Origin of the sequence: Cystobacter fuscus (genome assembly GCF_044360685.1) — a bacterium.
GTDB classification, from domain to species: Bacteria; Myxococcota; Myxococcia; order Myxococcales; family Myxococcaceae; genus Cystobacter; species Cystobacter fuscus_C.
In genome coordinates this window covers 9,420,147-9,438,839 of record NZ_CP043491.1, presented here as the reverse complement: position 1 = coordinate 9,438,839, position 18,693 = coordinate 9,420,147, and the positions used below count along the sequence as shown (strand labels likewise).

21 protein-coding genes are annotated in these 18,693 nt (G+C 70.1%); 15 read left to right on the top strand and 6 right to left on the bottom strand.

What is annotated here, in order from left to right; translation table 11 throughout:
• Position 1: 1 nt before the first annotated feature.
• The gene (locus F0U63_RS38635) at positions 2 to 736 is read right to left on the bottom strand and encodes a hypothetical protein (RefSeq protein WP_395838187.1); all 735 of its coding nucleotides are present in this window, start codon (positions 734 to 736) and stop codon (positions 2 to 4) included.
• Between the two features lie 14 nt (positions 737 to 750).
• Positions 751 to 1,611, bottom strand: a complete 861-nt coding sequence (locus F0U63_RS38630; protein ID WP_395838185.1) for a hypothetical protein — start codon at positions 1,609 to 1,611, stop codon at positions 751 to 753.
• A 295-nt stretch (positions 1,612 to 1,906) separates the two neighbouring features.
• Between F0U63_RS38630 and F0U63_RS38625 the strand changes: the two genes are divergently transcribed.
• From F0U63_RS38625 to F0U63_RS38615, 3 genes are all read left to right on the top strand, one after another.
• Positions 1,907 to 2,188 (top strand): DUF504 domain-containing protein, encoded by a 282-nt coding sequence (locus F0U63_RS38625; protein ID WP_395838183.1) that lies wholly within the window; start codon positions 1,907 to 1,909, stop codon positions 2,186 to 2,188.
• 104 nt (positions 2,189 to 2,292) lie between these two features.
• A complete protein-coding gene (locus F0U63_RS38620; protein WP_395838181.1) occupies positions 2,293 to 3,648 on the top strand; it encodes an AHH domain-containing protein in 1,356 nt (451 codons plus the stop codon).
• A gap of 14 nt (positions 3,649 to 3,662) precedes the next feature.
• Positions 3,663 to 4,913, top strand: a complete 1,251-nt coding sequence (locus F0U63_RS38615; protein WP_395838179.1) for an imm11 family protein — start codon at positions 3,663 to 3,665, stop codon at positions 4,911 to 4,913.
• 447 nt (positions 4,914 to 5,360) lie between these two features.
• On the opposite strand, the gene fliB is transcribed toward F0U63_RS38615, so the two are convergent.
• Together fliB and F0U63_RS38605 are read right to left on the bottom strand one after the other, a co-directional pair.
• The gene (gene fliB / locus F0U63_RS38610) at positions 5,361 to 6,656 is read right to left on the bottom strand and encodes a flagellin lysine-N-methylase (protein ID WP_395838177.1); all 1,296 of its coding nucleotides are present in this window, start codon (positions 6,654 to 6,656) and stop codon (positions 5,361 to 5,363) included.
• Positions 6,657 to 6,704: 48 nt separating this feature from the next.
• Positions 6,705 to 8,408, bottom strand: a complete 1,704-nt coding sequence (locus tag F0U63_RS38605; RefSeq protein WP_395838175.1) for a S8 family serine peptidase — start codon at positions 8,406 to 8,408, stop codon at positions 6,705 to 6,707.
• A gap of 167 nt (positions 8,409 to 8,575) precedes the next feature.
• Here F0U63_RS38605 and F0U63_RS38600 point away from each other — a divergent pair, with 167 nt between their 5' ends.
• Complete coding sequence (locus F0U63_RS38600; RefSeq protein WP_395848490.1) at positions 8,576 to 9,025, top strand: inorganic diphosphatase; 450 nt, start codon at positions 8,576 to 8,578, stop codon at positions 9,023 to 9,025.
• Here the strand turns inward: F0U63_RS38600 and F0U63_RS38595 are convergent.
• Positions 9,006 to 10,721, bottom strand: coding sequence for a DUF885 domain-containing protein (locus tag F0U63_RS38595; RefSeq protein ID WP_395838173.1), 1,716 nt, complete (start codon positions 10,719 to 10,721; stop codon positions 9,006 to 9,008). The genes F0U63_RS38600 and F0U63_RS38595 overlap by 20 nt on opposite strands.
• A 244-nt stretch (positions 10,722 to 10,965) precedes the next feature.
• On the opposite strand from F0U63_RS38595, the gene F0U63_RS38590 reads away from it, so the two are divergent.
• A complete protein-coding gene (locus F0U63_RS38590; RefSeq protein ID WP_395838171.1) occupies positions 10,966 to 11,355 on the top strand; it encodes a response regulator in 390 nt (129 codons plus the stop codon).
• A gap of 6 nt (positions 11,356 to 11,361) precedes the next feature.
• Here F0U63_RS38590 and F0U63_RS38585 read toward each other — a convergent pair whose 3' ends face one another.
• A complete protein-coding gene (locus tag F0U63_RS38585) occupies positions 11,362 to 11,688 on the bottom strand; it encodes a PilZ domain-containing protein (RefSeq protein WP_395838169.1) in 327 nt (108 codons plus the stop codon).
• Between the two features lie 227 nt (positions 11,689 to 11,915).
• Between F0U63_RS38585 and F0U63_RS38580 the strand changes: the two genes are divergently transcribed.
• From F0U63_RS38580 to F0U63_RS38535, 10 genes are all read left to right on the top strand, one after another.
• On the top strand, positions 11,916 to 12,368 hold the full coding sequence (locus tag F0U63_RS38580; RefSeq protein WP_395838167.1) for a hypothetical protein: 453 nt from the start codon (positions 11,916 to 11,918) through the stop codon (positions 12,366 to 12,368).
• 9 nt (positions 12,369 to 12,377) lie between these two features.
• Positions 12,378 to 12,866, top strand: a complete 489-nt coding sequence (locus F0U63_RS38575; RefSeq protein WP_395838165.1) for an ATP-dependent helicase HrpB — start codon at positions 12,378 to 12,380, stop codon at positions 12,864 to 12,866.
• Positions 12,867 to 12,877: 11 nt separating this feature from the next.
• Positions 12,878 to 13,672, top strand: a complete 795-nt coding sequence (locus F0U63_RS38570) for a flagellar M-ring protein FliF (protein ID WP_395838163.1) — start codon at positions 12,878 to 12,880, stop codon at positions 13,670 to 13,672.
• Positions 13,673 to 13,674: 2 nt separating this feature from the next.
• Positions 13,675 to 14,184: a hypothetical protein gene (locus F0U63_RS38565; protein WP_395838161.1), complete on the top strand. Its 510-nt coding sequence runs from the start codon at positions 13,675 to 13,677 to the stop codon at positions 14,182 to 14,184.
• Between the two features lie 206 nt (positions 14,185 to 14,390).
• The gene (locus F0U63_RS38560; RefSeq protein ID WP_395838159.1) at positions 14,391 to 15,455 is read left to right on the top strand and encodes a FliM/FliN family flagellar motor switch protein; all 1,065 of its coding nucleotides are present in this window, start codon (positions 14,391 to 14,393) and stop codon (positions 15,453 to 15,455) included.
• A 29-nt stretch (positions 15,456 to 15,484) separates the two neighbouring features.
• The gene (locus F0U63_RS38555) at positions 15,485 to 15,868 is read left to right on the top strand and encodes a hypothetical protein (protein WP_395838157.1); all 384 of its coding nucleotides are present in this window, start codon (positions 15,485 to 15,487) and stop codon (positions 15,866 to 15,868) included.
• Positions 15,865 to 16,590: a type III secretion system export apparatus subunit SctR gene (sctR, locus tag F0U63_RS38550; protein WP_395838155.1), complete on the top strand. Its 726-nt coding sequence runs from the start codon at positions 15,865 to 15,867 to the stop codon at positions 16,588 to 16,590. The genes F0U63_RS38555 and sctR overlap by 4 nt, the downstream gene beginning before the upstream one ends.
• A 4-nt stretch (positions 16,591 to 16,594) precedes the next feature.
• Entirely contained in the window at positions 16,595 to 16,864 is a 270-nt protein-coding gene (locus F0U63_RS38545; RefSeq protein WP_395838154.1) for a flagellar biosynthetic protein FliQ, read from the top strand.
• Positions 16,861 to 17,655 (top strand): EscT/YscT/HrcT family type III secretion system export apparatus protein, encoded by a 795-nt coding sequence (locus F0U63_RS38540; RefSeq protein WP_395838152.1) that lies wholly within the window; start codon positions 16,861 to 16,863, stop codon positions 17,653 to 17,655. Before F0U63_RS38545 ends, F0U63_RS38540 begins: the two co-directional genes overlap by 4 nt.
• Entirely contained in the window at positions 17,652 to 18,662 is a 1,011-nt protein-coding gene (locus F0U63_RS38535) for a flagellar biosynthesis protein FlhB (RefSeq protein ID WP_395838150.1), read from the top strand. The genes F0U63_RS38540 and F0U63_RS38535 overlap by 4 nt, the downstream gene beginning before the upstream one ends.
• Positions 18,663 to 18,693 lie beyond the last annotated feature (31 nt).

Genomic DNA, 18,693 nt, shown 5'->3' with positions numbered 1-18,693 from the left:
GCTACGGGGTGGACGTCTCCGGCGCCACCTCGTAGCTGAGCAGTTCCTCGGTCTCCTCGCCGGTCTCCTTCACCTTTCCAATGCCGCGCACGAACCAGTACGTCTTGATCTTGCTGGTGCCCGTCTTGCGCACGACGATCGCCTGGAAGGTGCCCGCCGGGACGGTGACGGACTCGCCGAGGGAGATGACCTTCCAGAGGTCGCGCGTCGTCTCCGTGTTGGCGCTCTTGCCAGCCTTCTGCTTCGTCTCCTGGTAGCTCTCGATCCAGGAGGCATCCACCACGAGGTGCTCGGGCGTCTCGTCGAGGTAGAGCTTGGACGGCTCCCACCACTCCTCGGATCTGGCGCTCGTCGCCCCGGCGTCGAAGGTCTGCTCCCGGTAGCGCACCATGCGCGTGTCCGAGCGCTCCTGCCAGTCGAGGGTCATGGCCCCCGAGTCCTCCCGGGTGGTCACCCGGTGGGCCATCACCTCGCGGGAGGCTCCGGTGCCGCCGACGGCCTCCAAGGGGCCCACGGTGACTTCCCGTTGGGACACGGCTCCGTCCGCGGTGACCCGGTAGGTCCAGCGATTGCCCTCGCTCCACGGCAGGAGCGAGCCCTGGCTGGCATCGTCTTCCCCGCTCGGCGCGGGAGCTGTCGCGCCGCCACACCCGGTGGCGAGCCACCCGAGCACCAGCAGGACCCGGAGTGCCGACTCGTGGCCGGCTCTTCTCTTGGATTTAAACCCAACATTCATGGCGTACCGTCCCGTCAAGGCGTGAGGGCGAAGCAGTAGATGGCGCCATAGCCCCCGGAGCCGCCCACCGTGGAGCCGCCGCCGCCACCACCGCTGTTGGTGAGGGTGACCCCCGGAGCGCAGCCCGGCACCTGGTGGTCGGACATCCAGTTGGAGCCGCTGCCCGTGCTGCCGCTGCGGGGCCAGGAATGGCCACACATGGGCTTGCCGGTGGAGCCCACCGCGCTCGTCCAGTCGTTGCAGGTGCCACTCTTGCTGCCGGAGAACTTCCCCTGGCTGGTCGAGCCGGTCAGGACGTCATGGTTGTCGACGCCCTGGTGGTTGGGGACTCCCCGCTCGTTGGGCAGGTCGTTCTTGATCTGCGCGTCCGCGAGTGGCCGCGAGCCGCTGAGCAGGGCCGTCTTGTTCTGCGCCACGAGCCGGCCCAGGCGGTCGTACCAGGGCCCCTCGCCGATGCGATCGATGGCGTTGACGACCCCTCCATCCGGGCCTCCCGTCGAGGCGCTCAGGAAGGCACGCCAGGTCTTCTGTCCGGCGCCGGGCAGGGACGCCTCGGCGATGGTGCGGCAGATCTTGTCCGCTCCTTCGAGGCCCGTGGCTTCTCCATAGCGGAGATCGCCCCCGAAGCCGTTCGTGCTGCCCGAGAGCTGGCGCATGGACTCGATGCTGGTCACGAAGAAGCTGAAGGTGCCGGTCTCGGTGGGCGTGCCGGAGCCGCCGTCCGTGGAGCCGTCCGGCGTGGAGGGGGTTCCGCCCGTCGTGTCCTCCCCGGGGAGTGGAGTGGGATCCACATCCTCGGAGCCCGCGTTGCAGGCCACGAGCCCCGCGCCGACGGAGGCGCAGGCAATGACAGACAGCAAGAGTTTGGCTCTCATGGTGGGTTGCTCCTGGGCTCCTCGCCGGCCCGAGGGAAGCCTCGGCGTTCATCGGATCGATGAGAGGAGAGGGGTAACACGGATGGTTGGAGCGTGTGTCGTTCCGAAATGAATTGTAACGGATGCGTCACGGGTGGATGGGTTCAATCTCTCTCGAGATGAACGCCGCACTGGCTTCAGAAAGGCTTAAGAAATGGAGGGTAGGGGACCAGGCAGCGCGTGTCGGAACGGGCCCATGTCAGGTGGGCGCGTGAGCCACGTCCGGAGGGCGTTCCCTTCATGCGAGGCCACACCCATGTTTCCGGACAGATGTCAGACCAGCCGCGAGATGTACCACCGCATCCGGTGGGATCCGCGGCTCGACGCCGGTGAGTTCGTCATTGGCTACGACGCGCACGGCGAGCGGCTGGAGGAGGTGCCCTTCGCGGCGTTCATCCCGGATGGGGAGATTCCCTGGCATCGCGTCTGGTACTTCCGGCGAGGGCACGAGCGGGTCTGGGACCGCCGCGAGCGCATCGAGCGCAAGCGCTCGGGCGGTGACTCCCAGGGCACTCCCGCGCTCGAGCCCACGGGGTGATTGTTTCATCCTGAGCACGGCTTCCGGGCCAGCGGTTTGACGGATGCCTCCGTCTCCCCATGGAATCAATGAGCCGCGGACCATGCGGCTTGCTGGGGGGAGCTGTGCTCAATCGTCTTTCAGGCCCGCGTCTGGCGGGTACACGGCTGCGTCCCCTGCTCGGCGGCTGGCTGCTCCTCGTCCTCTTCCTCCAGAGCGCCTGCACCACGGGCGCTCCTCGGGCCGGCCTGCTGGTGGGCTACCGCTACAAGTCGCTCACGCCCCCACCGGCCCCCAGGCAGCACGTCACCCTCACTCCGAGTAGCGACTTCGCACCCGTCCAGGTATCGGACTCGGAGTTGCGCGAAGCCTTTACCCAGCTCGTCCTGGAAGTCCCCCTGCGGGTGGCGACCCGCTCCACGGAGCCGCTGGCGGGCCACCCGATGCGGGTCTCCTGGCCGTCCGGTGGCTTGGGGGACACCAGCGTCGAGGAAGGCTACGCACGCCTGTGCGAGCGGCGCGGCTCTCCGGGGGACTGCAACTGGCTGCTGGGGGACGGTCCCCATGACACCACCCTCGACCATCGGGACAGGTTCGCGCTGGCCCTCGGCCTCGCCCTCACTCCAGCCATGGAGGCCGCCTCGGGTGTGCTCCAGGACGCCTCCGCTCACGCCATGACGGCCCTGCTCACGGGCCTGTCCCTCTACCTGGTGGCACTCATTGCACCTGAGCCCATCTCCAAGGGACTCGCCCTGGCGATGACCGTCTTTCTCTGGGCCTACCTGGGGCATGAGTTCTGGGGGCTGATCTCCGCCACGAAGCGGCTGTGGGACGAGGTGGAAGTTGTCGGCACGTTCCACGAGTTGCGCGGCGCGAGTGAGCGGTATGCTCGGGTACTCGGGCCCAACACCCTGCGCGTTCTGCTCATGCTGGCGACGTGGAAGGCGGGCGCCTGGGGCAAGGAGGCGATGCAGGGGAGCGGGCTGCCGGGTTTCCCCCAGGCGGTGCGCAACGCCGCCACCTGGGGCCGTTTCCATCTGCCCACGGCCGCGTCCGAGGCGACATCGGTGTCCGTGGCCGAGGGAAGACTCGTTATCACGCTGCCATCGGGCTCGGGTGCTCTGCTCGCCATGCAGCAGCAGGGGGAGGCAGAGGAAGGCCCCATCCACCACATCGCCACCGTGGAGAACGAGAAGTCCCCCGCGCGTGGCGGACCGTGGACTCCAAGGCTCAAGAAATTCTTCGACAAGGCTGGCATGTCCATGGAGGACCCGGCGAATAAGGTCCGCATCCCTGGCCACAAGGGACCCCATCCCGAGGCGTACCATCAGGATGTCTTCAAGCGGCTCGAGAGGGCAGTCAGGCGTTGCGAAACCACGGCGCAGTGTCGGGAGTCCCTCTCACGGGAGTTGAAGCAGCTGGCCACGGAACTTCGGGCGGTAGGCTCCAGGCTCAACAAGCTCGTCACCCAGACCGACTGAGGTAGGAGAACGACATGACGAAGAGGTACTTCGAGCTGAACGATGACATGTCCCTCCCGGACCGCTGGTTGTTGGGAGACCCCCTCGACGAGCAGGAAAAGGAAGTGCGCGCGTTGCTGTTCATGAGTGGCGAGCCCACCCGTATTGACGGTCGCCTCCGGGTCCCGGTCTACCATGCGGGCACTTCGCTCGATTTCACCTGCGTGGACACGGGGGGCTTCCCCGTGGTCACCGAAAAGGTGGCCCGCGTTCTGGCCGAACTGGCTCCCGGCGACGTCCAACTGTTCCCCGCCGAAGTGGAGTCGCGGCTAGACCTCTACTTCGTGGTCAACGTCGCGCGCCGGGTGAAGTGCATCGACGACGATAGGTGCGCCGAGGTGCGGTACGGGGACCCGGAAGACAACTGGCCCGACGAGCTTGGACACTATGGGGCGGTGTACGGCATGCGCATCGATCCCACCCAGGTGGGCGATGCCAAGGTATTTCGTCCCTGGGGTTACACAGGGTCTCTGCTCGTCGCCGAGGACGTGAAGGAGGCCCTGGAGCGCACCGGCGCCACGGGGCTCGACTTCACAGAGGTGACAGGCCCCGGACGCCAGAGCGTCGAGCAGCAACCGCTCGCGCATCCACACGCGGACTGGCTGAGACAGGTGGACGCCGCACGCGAGGCGGTCTGGCGCACCCTCGGCGAACTGGAGGATGCAGCCATCGTTCCTATTGTCCCCGCTGGCCCCGAGTGGCCGGGCCAACGGCAGGCATGGCGTGTCATCCATCGTACGGGGCGACGGCTCCTGCTGGTGACGGACGGCCTCTCCGATCCCTTTCCTGGACAGGCGACACCATCCGTGGGCTTCGGCTTGGAACTCGCCATCGAGACCGATGAGCCTGTCGAGGACGTCCAGGGGAGTTGGCTCCTCGTCGTCCTCCAGCGTGTGGCGAACGAGGTCGCGGAGCACGAGCGGGTGCGCGAAGCGGCTTTGAAGGGCCAACTGACCATGGAGGTGTCGGGAAGGGGAATGCCCGAGTCCCTCGTCACCCCAGAGGGCCGGGTGGGCGTGTGGCTGGGGCTGGAGTCGAGCACCCTGCCGCGGCACCTCGCGACTCCGGCCGGAGAGGTGCGGCTCGTCACCGTCAAGGCGCTGCTGCCCTCCGAACTGGCCTACCGCGTACAGCACGGCAAGCAGGGCCGGGAGGAACTGGCGCGGCGCTTCGCGGAGAAGGGTGAATCGCACCTGTCTCGCGCCTGGCGGCGCGCGGTGGTGTAGCCCAGGCGTGAGGCCACACCGCCTTGGATTATCGGCGTGGCGCTCGGAGGGGAGGAATGCGTGGGTGTCAGTAACAGAAGCTGTTGCAGTACGGCGCGCCGTTGGGCTGCGTGCAGCAGATCTGGCTGGAGGACGGACACGCGCCGTTGACGCAGCGGGGGCGGCAGAGACCCTCGCCCGGGCTGTTCGGCAACCAGGCGCAGGTCGTGGTGCTGGGGCAATAGCCGGTGCCGTACTCACAGGCGAGTCCCTGCTGAGTGCTCCCGAGTACTTCGGATTCCTCCGCTGCGTCGTTCGTACCGCAAGCCGTCAGGCCGAGAGTGCACAGCGCCACAACACACAGAAGTCGTCGCATGGGAACCTCCAGTTGGTGGAACGAGGAGTGCTGGATTATGCGGTCGGCGAGAGGCGCGCGGCAATCCGGGGTCCAAGCAGCGACCTCGTGGCTCAAAACGACGCGAAGACGAGCACCTTGCCCAGGGTCTCCGCGCCGCGTCCCGTCCCCGCGAGTCCCTCGGTGAGTGAGAGGAATTCCGGGGACTGCTCCACGTGCTTGGCCACGGTCTGCACGGTCTCCACCACCGCCAATTCCAATGCCTCCGGAGTCTCGGGGGACGAGGGCTCCTGGAGCAGCGCCACGACCTTGGGGTGCCCCATGAGCGTCAAGCGGACGAGTCCCACTCGCAATGCCAGACGGAACACGTACGCGAGCAGGCTCGGGAACTCGGTGAACGACGTGCGCCAGAGGAAGTGCGCGACGTAGTGGTGGAAGTATTGGGCGAGCCGTGGGCCCCGCGCCGCGTTCAATGCCTGCCACCGCCGCGTGTAGAGGTTCCAGGCCGCGTCCAGATCTCCCGGTCCCCCTTCCTCCAGTCCGAGGGACTCCAGGACGTTTCGCCCCCACTCCCGGACGCGTCCTCCCCGGGCCGCCATGCGTGCCTTCACCACCGAGGTGAACAATCCCACGCAGGGCCCACCGGGCAGGGCCAGTCCGCTGAACTCCCGATGCACCGCCTCGCGCGCCTCCGGGTCATCGAAGCGCTGGAGGGCCTCACTCAAGCGGGCCTCGGCCCTGGTGCGTGTCTCCTCTCCGAAGGCGTCCGTTCCCCGGAAGTAGAAGTCATCCACCGCGTAGGCGAGCTGCCCCATCAGGGCGAGCCGGGTGGCGAGCGGGTGCTCCTCCCGGTCCAGCAGCCGCAGCAGCGCCGCGCGGACAGACTCGGCGTGGAAGGTGTAGCCCTCCGCTGGGTCAAGGCTCAGGTTCCTGACTGCCTCGGGGCGGGGGATGAGGGCCGAGGAGAAGGGCAGGGACTCGGGCCGCATCGCGTCCTCGGCGAGCAGGCTCAAGCGCACCACCTCGGGACAGGCCAGGGAGCCGGAGAGTTCCCAGTGGTCGTCCCGCGCGGTGACGACGCGCGGAAAGGTGGCGCACACATCCGGCAGCGCGTCCTCGCCATGGCCGCGCTGGAGCGCGCACATCCGCTGGGCGTCGAGGAAGGCGCAGGTGCCATCCGGGTGCATCGGCAGGAAGGGCGTCTGCCCGGTGCCCTCGTCCGACTCCGGGCCGGCGCTCCGGCGCAGGTGCTCCGCCTGGGCGGGGTGAGCGGCCAGGGCGGGTTGCATCCGCCGCGCGTCGGACGGGCTCACCGGGATCTTCAAGCCCGCGCAGCAGGTGTCCTCGCAGCGCTCCGCGATGCAGCGGAAGCGCGTCATGTAGCGCGGCAGGGTGAGCTCGGTGGGCATGGGCGCGGGGAAGTCTACCCCGGTCCCGGCCCCCTCTCCGAGGTGGGCTCAGGGCAGCGACTGGAACCCTCCGAGGGCATCGAGGGCGGCCCGCGCCCGGACGAGCCCATGGCCGTAGCGGGGGTCATGGCCCGGTGCGCCCAGGTCCAGGGCGCTGCGCTCCAGCAGGTCACGCACCTCGCTGGCCGTCATCGTCGGACGGGCGCTCCAGACGAGCGCCGCCACGCCGGCCACGTGGGGCGCGGCCATGGAGGTGCCCATGAACCGGGCGTAGTCCACGCCCGTGAGGTTCACGTGCACCTGCTTGCCCAGGCTCTTGAGCACGGCCGCTCGGGACTCGCGCCCCACGGAAAGCGAGGGCACCCACGTCTGCCCCGGCCCCTCCAGGCTCATCTGCCAGGACTGGGTCTCGGACTCGCTCATGCCGAAGACGATGGCGCGCGCGCCCTGCTCCATCACGTTGCGCGCGACGCGGGACACCGTGGCACCCGGCTCCAGCCGCACGTAGGCCACGAAGCCGTCGCACGTGCCGCCCTGGCACCCCTGGGCCTCGCCGTTGCCGCAGTCGACCAGCTCCCCGGTGAACTCGCCCGCGGGCGCGAAGAAGAGCGAGCGCGAGGCGTAGCGCTGGGCGCCCGCGTCGAGCTCCGAGATGGTGTTGCCCCGCAGGCTGATGGCGGACAGCACGTCCACGCCCGGGGCCACGAGGCTCAAGCCCGCGCCTCCGTTGGAGAAGGTCGCCACCTGGGCGCGCGAGTCCACGGCCCCCACGGCCAGGACGGACGGATAGGCGGATGGGTAGTTGAGCGGCGCCTCGAGGTGGACGGTGCCGTCATTGCCCGACGCGGCGATGATGAGCATTCCCGCGTCGCGCGCGGCCTGGAACGCGTCCCGGGCGGTGACGCCCATGTCCATGGGGGCGCCGAGCGACAGCGTGGCCACGTGCGCCTTCTTGCGCTGGCACCACTCGAGCGCGGAGAGGACGTTGCTGATGGAGGCGCGCTCGTGCACGTTGAGCACCCGGGCGATGAGCAGCTCCACCCCAGGGGCCACGCCCACCATGCCGTCGCGGCTCATGCCCGGCCAGGTGGTGCCACCCGAGGCGAGCTGGGCCGCGATGATGCCCGCCACGTGCGTGCCGTGGCCGAGCCCGCGCACGCCCTCGCTCTCGTCGCTCGGGTCGTCGTCGTTGTCCACGAAGTCGTGGCCGTCCACGTACGGCAGGCGCAGCTCGGGATGCCGCCGGTCGATGCCGCTGTCGATGACGCACACCCGGATGCCCGAGCCGGTGGGGGCTCCCGGGTCGAGCACGCCGTCCTCGTTGACGTCCCACACCCGCGGGCCCTGCACGAGCCGCAGCGACTCGGTGTACTCCCCCACGGAGCCGGTGCTCAGCGGCTGGCCGAGCGCGCGCAACTCCAGGTCCGGCTCGATGCGCTCCACGGCGGGATCCGCGGCGAGCCGGGAGATTTCCTGGGGCGTCAGGCGGGCGGCCACGGCCGGGGTGAGCTGGTAGTGCGCCGTCACGGAGACGCCCAGTTGCCGCGTCACGGAGGCGCTCTGGCGCAGGCCGGGGCGGTAGCGCACGAGCACGGCCTGACGGTCATCACTGGCCGGGGAGGAGCGCGCGCCGGACACGGTGTGCTCCACCTTGTCCACGCACCTGTTCTGACTCTGGGGCGAGATACCCGCCTCCGGGTCCGCGCACGCCATCAGTCCCACCAGCCCGGCCACCGTCCATCCCCGAATCATCGCCCCTCCAACGCTCCCTACGGGAGGGATGTGGGCAGGGGCGGGTGAGCTGCCCAGGGGGGCGGCGCTTCCGGATGAAGGGGACGTGCCCGGAAGCACAGAGTGGCCGGGGAGAACGTGGACAGGTGAACAGCTCCGGCCGCTGGCCGCCGTGCTACACCGCTCGGGTGTCCGAGTTCTCCTTGCCTCCCGGGCTGCCGAGCGAGCCCGAAGTCCTGATCGAATCCCCCCGGGGTTCGGTGGTGAAGCGGCGCGCGGATGGGAGCGTGGATTTCATCTCCCCGCTGCCCTGTCCCTACAACTACGGCTGTGTTCCCGGGCTGGACTCGGGGGATGGGGATCCGCTGGACGTGGTCGTTCTCGGCCCGCGGCTGCGCCGGGGAACGCGCCTGCGGGTGCCGGTGGTGGGGGTGATTGGATTTCTCGACGCGGGGTGCGCCGATCCCAAGGTCATCTGCAGCACGCGGCCCCTGCGCCCGGTGGACCGCTGGGGCCTGGAGGCCTTCTTCCACACCTATGCCCTCTTCAAGCGGGGGCTCTACCTCGTCCGGGGCCGGAGCACCGGCGACACGCGCTTCGTGGGGTGGTTGCCAGGCGTCACTCCGGGGCCAACATGAAGGGGCGCAACCGGGCGGGCGGCACCGGGCCGAACGAGAAGAGCTCGTCGTGGAAGCCGGCCTCGTCGAAGTGCTCGCCGCGCTGGCGCCGGCAGTCCGCCTCCAGCCGCTCGAACTCGAGCGCGCCGAGCAGGTAGGTGATGGACTGCATGGGGATGCGCTTGAAGCGGAGGATCTCCCGCCGCGCATGGGCCTCGGGCATGGTGGCGTGGTGCACGAGGTAGCGCACCGCGGCCTCGTCATCCATGCGCTCGGTGTGCAGGCCGATGTCCACCACCACGCGCACGGCGCGCAGCGCGCGGGCCACGAGCGCCGTGAGTTCCTCGGCGGTGGTGTAGAAGCCCGCGCGCCGCATGCGCTCCTCGGCGTAGGTGGCATAGCCCTCGATGTTGAGCATGTTGCCGAAGTGGCCCCGGGCCATGGCCACGTGGTCCGTCACCAGCAGGAAGCGCACCGGAGCGGGGTGCTGGGAGAAGGCGCGCTGCCAGGCGACGCTCTGCAGGAAGTGGCCGGGAATCCCCTCGTGCACCGCGAGCAGCGCCGCCCAGACGGTGGGGTGCGCGGGCGCCATGGGGGCGAGCACGAACCAGCCCACCTTGCGTGGATCCAACAGGGGCGCGGGCCAGTTGGTGCCCCGCACGTCCACCATGCCCGGGGGAAGGGGCTTGATGCCCAGCCGCAGGCCCTCGGGCACGTTGAACATCCCCTGCTCGTGGACGAACTGCTCGGTGTGCGCGATGAGCTCCCGGTAGAGGGGAATGACGTCCTCGTCCCGGGCGGGATGGTGGGCCTCGAGCTGGGCGAGCAGCTCGCGCGCTTCGCCGAGTCCGGAGAGGGACGAGGGGGCGCCAGGCACCTCCCGGGCGACCGCGCCGGAGAGCCGATGGAGGGCGTGCTGGGCCTGGGCCAGGACGTCCTGGGCCTGGCGCACCAGCTCCTCGGGCGAGGCGGTGAGGCCGAACGTGTGGCGCAGCCGCCACGCGTACTCGTCCGCGCCGAGCACGACGCTGGGGCTGGCATGGGGCAGCACGCGCTCGCGCAGGAAGCGGTGGTGGGCGGCGAAGGCCTCGCGGGCTTCCCGGGCCGCGTGCTGGAGGGCACGCCGTTCGCTCTCCGGCAGGAGCACGCCATGGGCCCCGGCCACCTCGGGCAGGTGCTCGAAGTAGCGCACGATGACGGGGAGCTGGTCCTCGGCGAAGTCGCGCACGGTGTACCTGTCCGGCACTTCCCCGGTGGAGAGGCCCTCGGCGAGCAGCCGCTCCTGCTGCTGGAGGAAGGTGGGGATGCGCGCGGCCCGGCTGGCGATGGCCGCCCAGTCCTCGGGCGTCTCGGCCTGGCCGATCTGGTACTGCAACATCGTGTGCGGGTAGGTCGACAGCTCCAGGTTGCGCCGGTGGCCGCGCAGCTCCTCGTAGGCGTGGACGTGGAAGCGGGTGACGTCGAGCATCGCCCGCCAGTCCAGCCGGGCCTCGGTGGGGAAGTCCTCCCCGGGCAGCCGCTCCAGGCGCGCGAGCACGTCGCGGTGCAGGGCGTACTCGTCCCCCAGCGCCTCCGGTGATAGGTCCTTCAACTGGTCGTCCAGGTGGTGCAGCCCGAGCGTCGTGGCCTCCTCGGGCTGGGCACGCAGGTAGTGCTCGAAGAACGAGGCGCGCAGCTGGACGAAGGCGTCGAGGTCGTGCGGGGGAGCCTGGCTCATGGACCTCCCACGTTAGTCATCCTCTCACGGGGAGTGAGAACGTGCCCCGGGGAGAGGGCCTGGAGTGGGGGGCGGGGGGCCGGGGAGTAGGATTCTCATCACCCCGCCCATATTTTTTCCACGCACCTGGGGGCAGGCGGGTAGGGGGTGCATCCGCACTGTCCGTCACCCGGGCTGGGTTGTATCCTGCGCGCCCCATCGCCGCCCCGGCAGGGACGGGGGTGCTCGCCTTCGAGTGAATCCCATGGTCGCCAATCCGCAGAATCCCTTCCACATCCTCCTGGTCGAGGACGAACCCGTCATCCGGGAACTGGTGCGTTCCATGTTGAGCGATGGGGCCGTGGAGGTGGTTTGTGCCGCCAACGGCGTCGAGGGCCTGAAGCTGGCCAAGGGCCGGCCCTTCCAGCTCATCCTGATGGACGTGGTGCTGCCCCAGCTCGATGGCATCTCGGTGTGCCGGATGCTCAAGAGTGATCCGCTGACCTCGAAGGTGCCGGTGTACATGCTCACGGCCAAGTCCAAGAAGGCGGACATGGAGAGCGCCACGCTGGCGGGGGCGGACGGCTACATCCAGAAGCCCTTCAAGGGCGCGGAGTTGATGGCGCTGGTGGAGCGGCTGCGCCAGGCGATCTGACGTGGCTCAGGGCAGGCGCGGGTGGAGGTAGCGCGCCAGCATCAGCAGGTGGTCCCAGTCCAGCTCGTCGAACTCGACCCCCACGCCGTGCGCCTCGCGGCGGACGATGGCGCAGTTCGTGGTGAGCTCCCCGACGCCGGGCAGCGGGAGCGTGAGGGTGAGCCGCTTGACGTCGTCCGGAGGGTGGCCATGCAGGAACAGGCCCGCCATGGACAGATCGAGCGCCTTGACGAGCACCCGGCGCTCGCCGAGGTGCACGTGGACCATCCAATTGGCTTCCACGCGCGGGTGGTAGCGCCCCTGGGCGCGGGTGGGATGGGTGGGCGGCATCATTCGGAATCCTCGGGGTGCAACAGGGGACTACGACTCTGAAGCACTCCGGGGGGCTCGCAAGTTTTCGGCTGCCCCCACCCGCACCATCCATCCCCGTGGACGAGGGCTCCATTCCATGGAGGCCGCCGCGAGGGCCGTGGGGGCCCGGCGCTCGGGAAGGCCGCCCTTCGCGGGTTGGCATGCCGCCTGAAGAGGCCCGGCGCATCCCCAAGCGCAGGAGGCTTCACGTGGAGAACGGCAATCGGATTGGCACGCTGTCCATCACCCCGACGGTGGCGAGGCAGACGCCGAACAACGAGTTCGGCGAGGTGATGGCGCGCACGGCGCGAACGGTGGTGAACACGGCGGGGGGCGTGGTGGCCGCGCTGGTGCCCGGGGCCCCGGCGGTGAGCGCGGCGGTGGCGAGCGTGGGCTCGGTGGTGTCCACCTCGGCCTCGTCGGTGCGGAGCGCGGCGGCACTGCCCGGGACGGGGAGCGTGGGGGGGACGACGGGGCAGGGAGAGCAGTGGGATCTGCTGGCGGCCCAGAAGGAGATGCAGGCCGAGGGGGCGAAGATGAACCTGGCCTACATGGAGTTGCAGAACCAGATGCAGGCGGAGAGCCGCGCGCACAACGCGGTCTCCAACATCATGAAGGTGCGTCACGACTCGGCCAAGGCGGCCATCAACAACATCCGCTAGGGGCACGTCATGGCCATCGGCAAGGTGGGAGCGGTCGGAGGAGCCGGCGCCACGTCCGCGCTGGAGCGCTCGGGCCGGGCGGGTTTCAGCCAGGTGATGGAGGGGGCGAAGGGCGCGGCCAGGCCGCCGGGCATTCCGGTGGCCACCGAGGGCGCGCCGGGCCGGGTGCCCGCGCCACGGCCCGAGGCGGCGCGCGGGGTGTGCGAGGCGGGAGGCGTGGAGCGGGCCCCAGGGGGGCTGAAGGCCGCGGGGCAGGTGGGCGCGGTGCCCGAGCCCGGACACGCCCAGGCGGTGCGGGTGTTGGACCGGGTGGGGGAAGCCCAGCGGCGGTTGGATCACATCCTGGAGCTGGCCGAGTCCGGCCGGTCGTTCTCCGCGGCGGAGCTGCTCGCCTTCCAGGCCCATGTGTACCGCGCGAGCCAGGAGCTCGATCTCGCCGGCAAGGTCGTCGAGAAGGCGACCGGCGGCGTGAAGCAGATCCTGCAGACGCAGGTGTGAGGAGTCATTCCATGTTCTCGCGACGCTGTCTCTTCCTGCTGCTCGTGTGTGCCACGGGCTGTCAGGACCGCATCCAACATGGCCTGGATGAGCGCCAGGCCAACGAACTGCAGCGGGTGCTCGTCGAGCGGGGGCTCGATGCGCGCAAGGTGCCCGAGTCGGGCAAGAAGCCCACGTGGGCCATCGAGGTGACGGGGGAGCAGGGCTCGGACGCGGTGCGCATCCTCGCCGAGCTGGGACTGCCGAGGCCACCGGAGGACGCGGGGTGTGACGTCTTCGGGGGAGGCGGTCTGGTGCGCACGCCGGTGGAGGAGCAGCTGTGCCGGGTGCGGGTGATGGAGCAGGGGTTGGAGAAGACGCTGCAGACGGTGGAGGGGGTGATTCTCGCGCGGGTGCATCTGGTGGTTCCCCCCGCGCCGAGGCCCGGGCAACAGCCGGTGCCGGCGAAGGCCTCGGCCCTGTTGCGCGTGGCGCCCGGCCATGCGGCGCGGCTCGAGGGCGAACGGGAGCGGCTGCGCACGCTGCTCGCCGGAGGCGTGGAGGGACTGAGCGCCGAGGGGGTGTCGCTCATGGTGGACGAGGTGTCCACGCGGGTGGTGGCGCCTGTGCCGGGGGCGTCTCCGCTGACGCGGCTGCGGGTGCTGTTGGCGGTGTTGTCCCTGGTGATCACGGGGCTGTCGCTGGGGTTGTGCTGGATGACGCTGCGCCTGCGGCACCTCCAGGCCCGGGTGGAAGCGAAGCCCGCGGTGCCTCCTGCTCCCTCGCGGCCGGTGGTGGCTCCGGGGGCGGCGCGCAAGGTGGCCTGATCATGTCGGGAGGGAGCATGGTGGCGGCGCGAGGGGGGAGTACGCCGGAGTTGGAGCGGACCGTGGTGGCGCGGGGCTCGCGGGCTCCCGTGTCCGTGCGGCCTCCGCCTCGAGGAGAGGCCGAGCCGGGTTGCTCGGCCTTGTTACCCCTGGAGTCGATGGCGCTGGTGGCGCTGGTGTGGGGCCGGGAGCGGGCGGCGGAGTTGTTCGAGGGCTTGAAGGAGTCCGATGCGGTGAGGGCTCGGGGCTACCTGGCGGGATTCGCCGCGCTCTCGTCCGCGAGGAGACAGGCCCGGGTGGCGGTGGAGTTCGGTGTGCGGCCGGATGCCGCGGCGCGGTTGCGCGGAGTGATGGAGGCGTCGCCCGAGGTGTTGCGGCGGGAGATCTTCCGGAGGCTGCCTCCCTATCACCGCAGCCTCTTTCCCTCGCTCCAGTTGGAGCCCTCGGGGCCCGAGGCCACGGAGCAGGTGTGTGCGTTGGCCGAGCGGCTCATCCGCGAAGCCACGCGGTGAGACGGCTCGTCCCGTTTCGAGAGGCTCCCGCCCTCCAAGCGGGTGATTTCACGAGCCTGGGTATTGGCACGGACGCTGAAGGAGAGAGGCCCGTTCGCGGCACGGAGTGAACCATGCGAAGTCCCCCTGGAATCCATACGCAGTCCACGACCTTGAAGCCGATGGGGCTGCGTCGGCTCGGCACTCGTCGTCTGACTCGAGCTCACGTGACGCTCCAGGAGCGTCCCCAGGCCGTGCGGTTCGCGCGGCAGGCCATGCGGGGCGTCTGCGATGCGCTGGGCCGGGAGCTGGGCTGCCCGGTCCAGGTGGAGGCACGGGTGCTGGAGGCGGTGGTGATGCCGGCGACGGGGCTGGCGCACACGGCGGCATTCGCGCTGGTGGACCTGTCGGCGACGGGAGGGACGGCGGTGTTGGAGCTGGAGCCGCCCGTGCTCTTCGCCGTCCTGGATCGCCTGTCGGGGGGCGCGACGAAGCGGACTCCGCTCATGGGGCTGACGCGCCTGGAGGAGGCCTCCTTCGCCTTCGTGGGCCTGTCGGTGTTGTCCGCGCTGCGGGGCCAGGGGGAGTTGCAGGGGCGCTTCAGTCCGCGTCTCACCGGGGTGACGGTGAATCGCGCGGAGGCGCTGGCGCGTCTGGATGCCCGGCAGCGCCACCTGGGGGTGGAACTGACGGTAACGGTGGGGCAGACGACCGCGGGGGGGCGGTGGGTGGTTCCGGCCAGGAGCCTCGAGAGCGCGCTGAACGACTTGCCGGTGGAGCGTGACGGCTCGATCGCGCCCGAGGTGCTGGCGGCGCGGCTGGCCGCTCATTGCCGGGTGGGGTGTTCCTCCCTGTCGCGCGAGGCGTTGGCCACGTTGGGAGTGGGGGACGTCATCCTGTTCGCGGGGCTGTGCTGGTCGGGCACGAGCCTGCGGGGTCCCGGGCGGCTGCTGGTGCGTGGCTTGGAATGTGGGGGGGACTTCGCCCCCGAGGGTTTCACGTTGAACCGCGTCCACGGGCGCGGACTTCTCCAGGAGTCGGACATGGTGACCGCGGTGCATGAGCGGAGCGAGGGCCATCCCCCGCTGCCGGTGGATGTGGAGATCGAGCTGACGCGGATGACGATGTCGCTCTCGGAGCTCGCGGCATTGAAGCCGGGGGCGTTGCTGCCGTTGCGCGTCAGCGCCAGCGAGCCCGTGCTGCTGCGCGTGGGGGACCGGGCGGTGGCCCGGGCGGAGCTGGTGGACATCGAGGGCGAGGTGGGTGCCCGCATCCTCTGCCTGCTGCCGTGAGCGCGCCGATGAAGACCTGGTGGACTTCCATGTCGCCGCGCACCCGGCTGCTCCTGGCGTTCGGGCTCGTGCTGCTCCTGGCGGGAGTGGCGCAGTGGAGGGAGGCGTCCGTGACCTCACTGGCGCGGGCATTGTTGGGCGGCCTGGCCCTGGCGGTGCTGGGCGGGTGGCTGATGTACCGGGGGCGTGCCGGGGACGGGTTCCCGCGCACCGAGCCGCTGCGGGTGGTGTCCCGGACTGGCTTGTCGCAGCGCTGTGGGCTGGCGTTGGTGGAGGTGGAGGGGCGCCGCTACTTCGTGGTGTTCGGCGATTCCTTCGCGGAGATCCGCCCGGCGCGTGCACCCGTGCGCGTGAAGTCCCGGTCGCGCCGACGCGCGGTGGTTGCTGCCGCGGTCGAGGAGCCTCTGTCATGAGGCGCGCGTGGCTGGTGGGGGGGCTGCTCCTGCCCGGACTTGCCTCGGCGGCGGAGCCCTCCCTGTCGCAGATGTCCTTCGCGGGCACACCGCTGTCGATGATGGGGATGTTGGCGGTGATGTCCCTGCTGCCCTTCGCGGTGTTGATGCTGACGAGCTTCTCGAAGATCGCCGTGGTGTTGTCCCTGGCGCGCTCGGCCATGGGGACGCAGCAAGCCCCGCCGACCCTCGTGCTCACGGGACTCGCCGCGGTGTTGTCGGGGCACATCATGGCGCCCGTCATGGAGCGCATGTACGACGCGGGGCAGGCCGTCTACGAGGACATGGGCTCTGGCGCGCGGATCCTCGAGGGGGCGGGGAAGGTGACCGAGCCGCTGCGTGCCTTCTTGATCAAGCACGGCAGTCCGGAGGAACGCGCCCGGCTCGTGGACCTGGCACGAGAGCTGCGCCCGCCCGAGGAGGCGGAGCGGGTGCACGAAGAGAGCCTGTTCGTGGTCATTCCCGCCTTCGTCCTCACCGAGCTGAAGGAGGCGTTCCAAATCGGCTTCCTCGTCTTCCTTCCGTTCCTGGTGCTGGACATGGTCGTCGCCAACGTCCTGCTCGCCCTGGGAATGCAGTCCCTGTCGCCGAGTCAGGTGAGCCTGCCCTTCAAGATCCTCCTCTTCGTCGCGGTGGATGGCTGGTCGCTGCTCGCGCGCGGCCTCATCCTCGGCTACCGGTGATGTCATGACCCAGGACATGTTGCTTTCCCTGGGCCGGGAGGCCCTTCTCCTGATGGTGCTCGCGTCGCTGCCACCCATTGGCGCGAGCCTGGTGGTGGGCTTCCTGATGAGCCTCTTCCAGGCCACCACGCAGTTGCAGGAGAGCACGCTCACGGTGGTGCCCAAATTGTGCGCGGCGGTCCTGGCCCTGGTGGTGGCCGGGCCGTGGATCGCCGGCCAGCTCACGCTCTTCACGCATCAGGTGCTGAGCTTCATCGCGGAGGTGGGCGGATGAGGTGGGAACTGCTTGGGGGGTGGTTCGAGTCCTGGGGGCCAGACGTGGTGGCGGTGGCCTTGTGCGCCGCGCGACTGTTGCCGGTGGCCTTCCTCTGTCCGTTGCTGGGAGGACAGGCGGCGCCGACGACGGTGAAGCTCGCGCTGGTGTTGAGCCTCGCCCTCTTCCTGCATCAGGAGGCCGGGGTGTCCCTGTCCACACCCGTGACGTCGCCCGTGCACCTGGCCGCGCTGACGATGAAGGAACTCACCTATGGGGTTTCGCTGGGACTGGTCGCGGCGCTGCCCTTCGACGCGGCGCGGATGGGGGGCCGGTTCATCGACCTGTTCCGAGGCACGTCCGCGGAGGCGAGCCTGCCTGTCACGGGGTCTCGCGAATCGGCCACGGGAGACGCGCTCCACCTGCTGCTCGTGGGGATGGTGATCACGGGAGGCCTCATGCCCGTGGTGCTGTCGGGGCTGGTGCGGGGATTCGGCTGGGTCCCCCTGGGGGCGTATGTGCCCGGGGAGGGGGCGGTGCTGCGCGTCGTGGGGCTCGCGGGTGGGGCCATGGCCACGGGGTTGGCGATCGGGGCGCCGGTGGCCGCGGCGGTGATGGCGGTGGACTGCCTGGTGGGACTCGTGTCGCGCGCCGCGCCCCAGGTGAATCTCCAGGACATGGGAGCGCCCCTGCGCATCCTCGCCGGAGGCGCCCTGCTGTGGCTGGGCGTGGGGCTGTTCTGTGAGCGGCTGCTCGCGGGCTTCCTCGAAGTGGAGGACGCCTTGTTCCAACTGGCGGAGGTGGCGCGGTGAGTGGGAAGACGGAGCAACCCTCGGCGAAGCGTCTGCGCGAGGCGCGCCGCCAGGGACGGATTCCGCGCAGCCGCCTGCTGTCCTCCAGCGTGGTGACCCTGGGGGGCTTCTGGGCCCTGTCCGTCGTGGCCCCCCAGGGCTTCACCCGGCTGAAGGCGTGGACGGCCCGGTTGATGCTGCACCAGGAGTCCGCGGGTGCTCTCGAGGAGGCGGGACTCCTGCTGTTGCTCCTGGTGGGCCCCCCGCTCGGGAGTGCCTGGCTGGCATCCCTCGTGGTGTCCGTGGCCACGGTGGGGCTCGAGATGAACACGGACCACGTGGTGCCGAAATGGGAGCGCGTCAATCCCCTGGCCGGCTTGAAGAAACTCCTCAGCGTGAGGCCACTCATCGAGCTGGGCAAGGCCCTGCTCGTGGCGGTGGGAGTGGGGTGGCTGGTGTGGTGCGAGGCCGTGGACGCGGGGCCGGATGTGCTGCGCTCCGTCTGGCTGACGGGCACGTTGGGCCTGGAGCACGGCGTGAAGCGGTTGGCACCTCTCGTGCTGCGGCTCTCCTGGGTGCTCGTGGTCCTGGGCGTGGGGGACTACATGCTCGCGCGCCGGAGGCACTTGAAGGACTTGATGATGACGCGCGAGGAGGTGAAGCGCGAGCACAAGGAGAGCGAGGGAGATCCCCATCACAAGAGTCAGCGACGGGCGCTCCATCGACAATGGGCGGCGGGGGGGCCGGCGCGTGGGGTGGGCACGGCGAGTGTCGTGGTCGTCAACCCCACGCACCTCGCGGTCGCGCTTCGCTATGCGCCGGAGGAGTGCGAGGCGCCCTACCTCGTCGGCAAGGGGCGCGAGGCGGACGCGCTCGAGTTGAGGCGTGAAGCCGAGCGGCTCGGCGTTCCCGTGGTGCGGGACGTGCCGCTGGCGCGCAGCCTCGTGCACTACGACGTCGGGGAGGAGATCCCCGAGGAATTGTACCAGGCCGCCGCGGCGGTGCTCCGGGTGGCGGGGGAGCCGTAGGCGTGGAGGAGCCTCCACGAAAGGCAGAGGT

Bases quoted from the DNA above. Each gene is read 5' to 3' on its own strand.
- F0U63_RS38635 (WP_395838187.1), bottom strand. From the start codon at position 736: ATGAATGTTGGGTTTAAATCCAAGAGAAGAGCCGGCCACGAGTCGGCA.
- F0U63_RS38630 (WP_395838185.1), bottom strand. From the start codon at position 1,611: ATGAGAGCCAAACTCTTGCTGTCTGTCATTGCCTGCGCCTCCGTCGGC.
- F0U63_RS38625 (WP_395838183.1), top strand. From the start codon at position 1,907: ATGTTTCCGGACAGATGTCAGACCAGCCGCGAGATGTACCACCGCATC.
- F0U63_RS38615 (WP_395838179.1), top strand. From the start codon at position 3,663: ATGACGAAGAGGTACTTCGAGCTGAACGATGACATGTCCCTCCCGGAC.
- fliB (WP_395838177.1), bottom strand. From the start codon at position 6,656: ATGCCCACCGAGCTCACCCTGCCGCGCTACATGACGCGCTTCCGCTGC.
- F0U63_RS38605 (WP_395838175.1), bottom strand. From the start codon at position 8,408: ATGATTCGGGGATGGACGGTGGCCGGGCTGGTGGGACTGATGGCGTGC.
- F0U63_RS38595 (WP_395838173.1), bottom strand. From the start codon at position 10,721: ATGAGCCAGGCTCCCCCGCACGACCTCGACGCCTTCGTCCAGCTGCGC.
- F0U63_RS38590 (WP_395838171.1), top strand. From the start codon at position 10,966: ATGGTCGCCAATCCGCAGAATCCCTTCCACATCCTCCTGGTCGAGGAC.
- F0U63_RS38585 (WP_395838169.1), bottom strand. From the start codon at position 11,688: ATGATGCCGCCCACCCATCCCACCCGCGCCCAGGGGCGCTACCACCCG.
- F0U63_RS38575 (WP_395838165.1), top strand. From the start codon at position 12,378: ATGGCCATCGGCAAGGTGGGAGCGGTCGGAGGAGCCGGCGCCACGTCC.
- F0U63_RS38570 (WP_395838163.1), top strand. From the start codon at position 12,878: ATGTTCTCGCGACGCTGTCTCTTCCTGCTGCTCGTGTGTGCCACGGGC.
- F0U63_RS38565 (WP_395838161.1), top strand. From the start codon at position 13,675: ATGTCGGGAGGGAGCATGGTGGCGGCGCGAGGGGGGAGTACGCCGGAG.
- F0U63_RS38555 (WP_395838157.1), top strand. From the start codon at position 15,485: ATGTCGCCGCGCACCCGGCTGCTCCTGGCGTTCGGGCTCGTGCTGCTC.
- sctR (WP_395838155.1), top strand. From the start codon at position 15,865: ATGAGGCGCGCGTGGCTGGTGGGGGGGCTGCTCCTGCCCGGACTTGCC.
- F0U63_RS38545 (WP_395838154.1), top strand. From the start codon at position 16,595: ATGACCCAGGACATGTTGCTTTCCCTGGGCCGGGAGGCCCTTCTCCTG.
- F0U63_RS38540 (WP_395838152.1), top strand. From the start codon at position 16,861: ATGAGGTGGGAACTGCTTGGGGGGTGGTTCGAGTCCTGGGGGCCAGAC.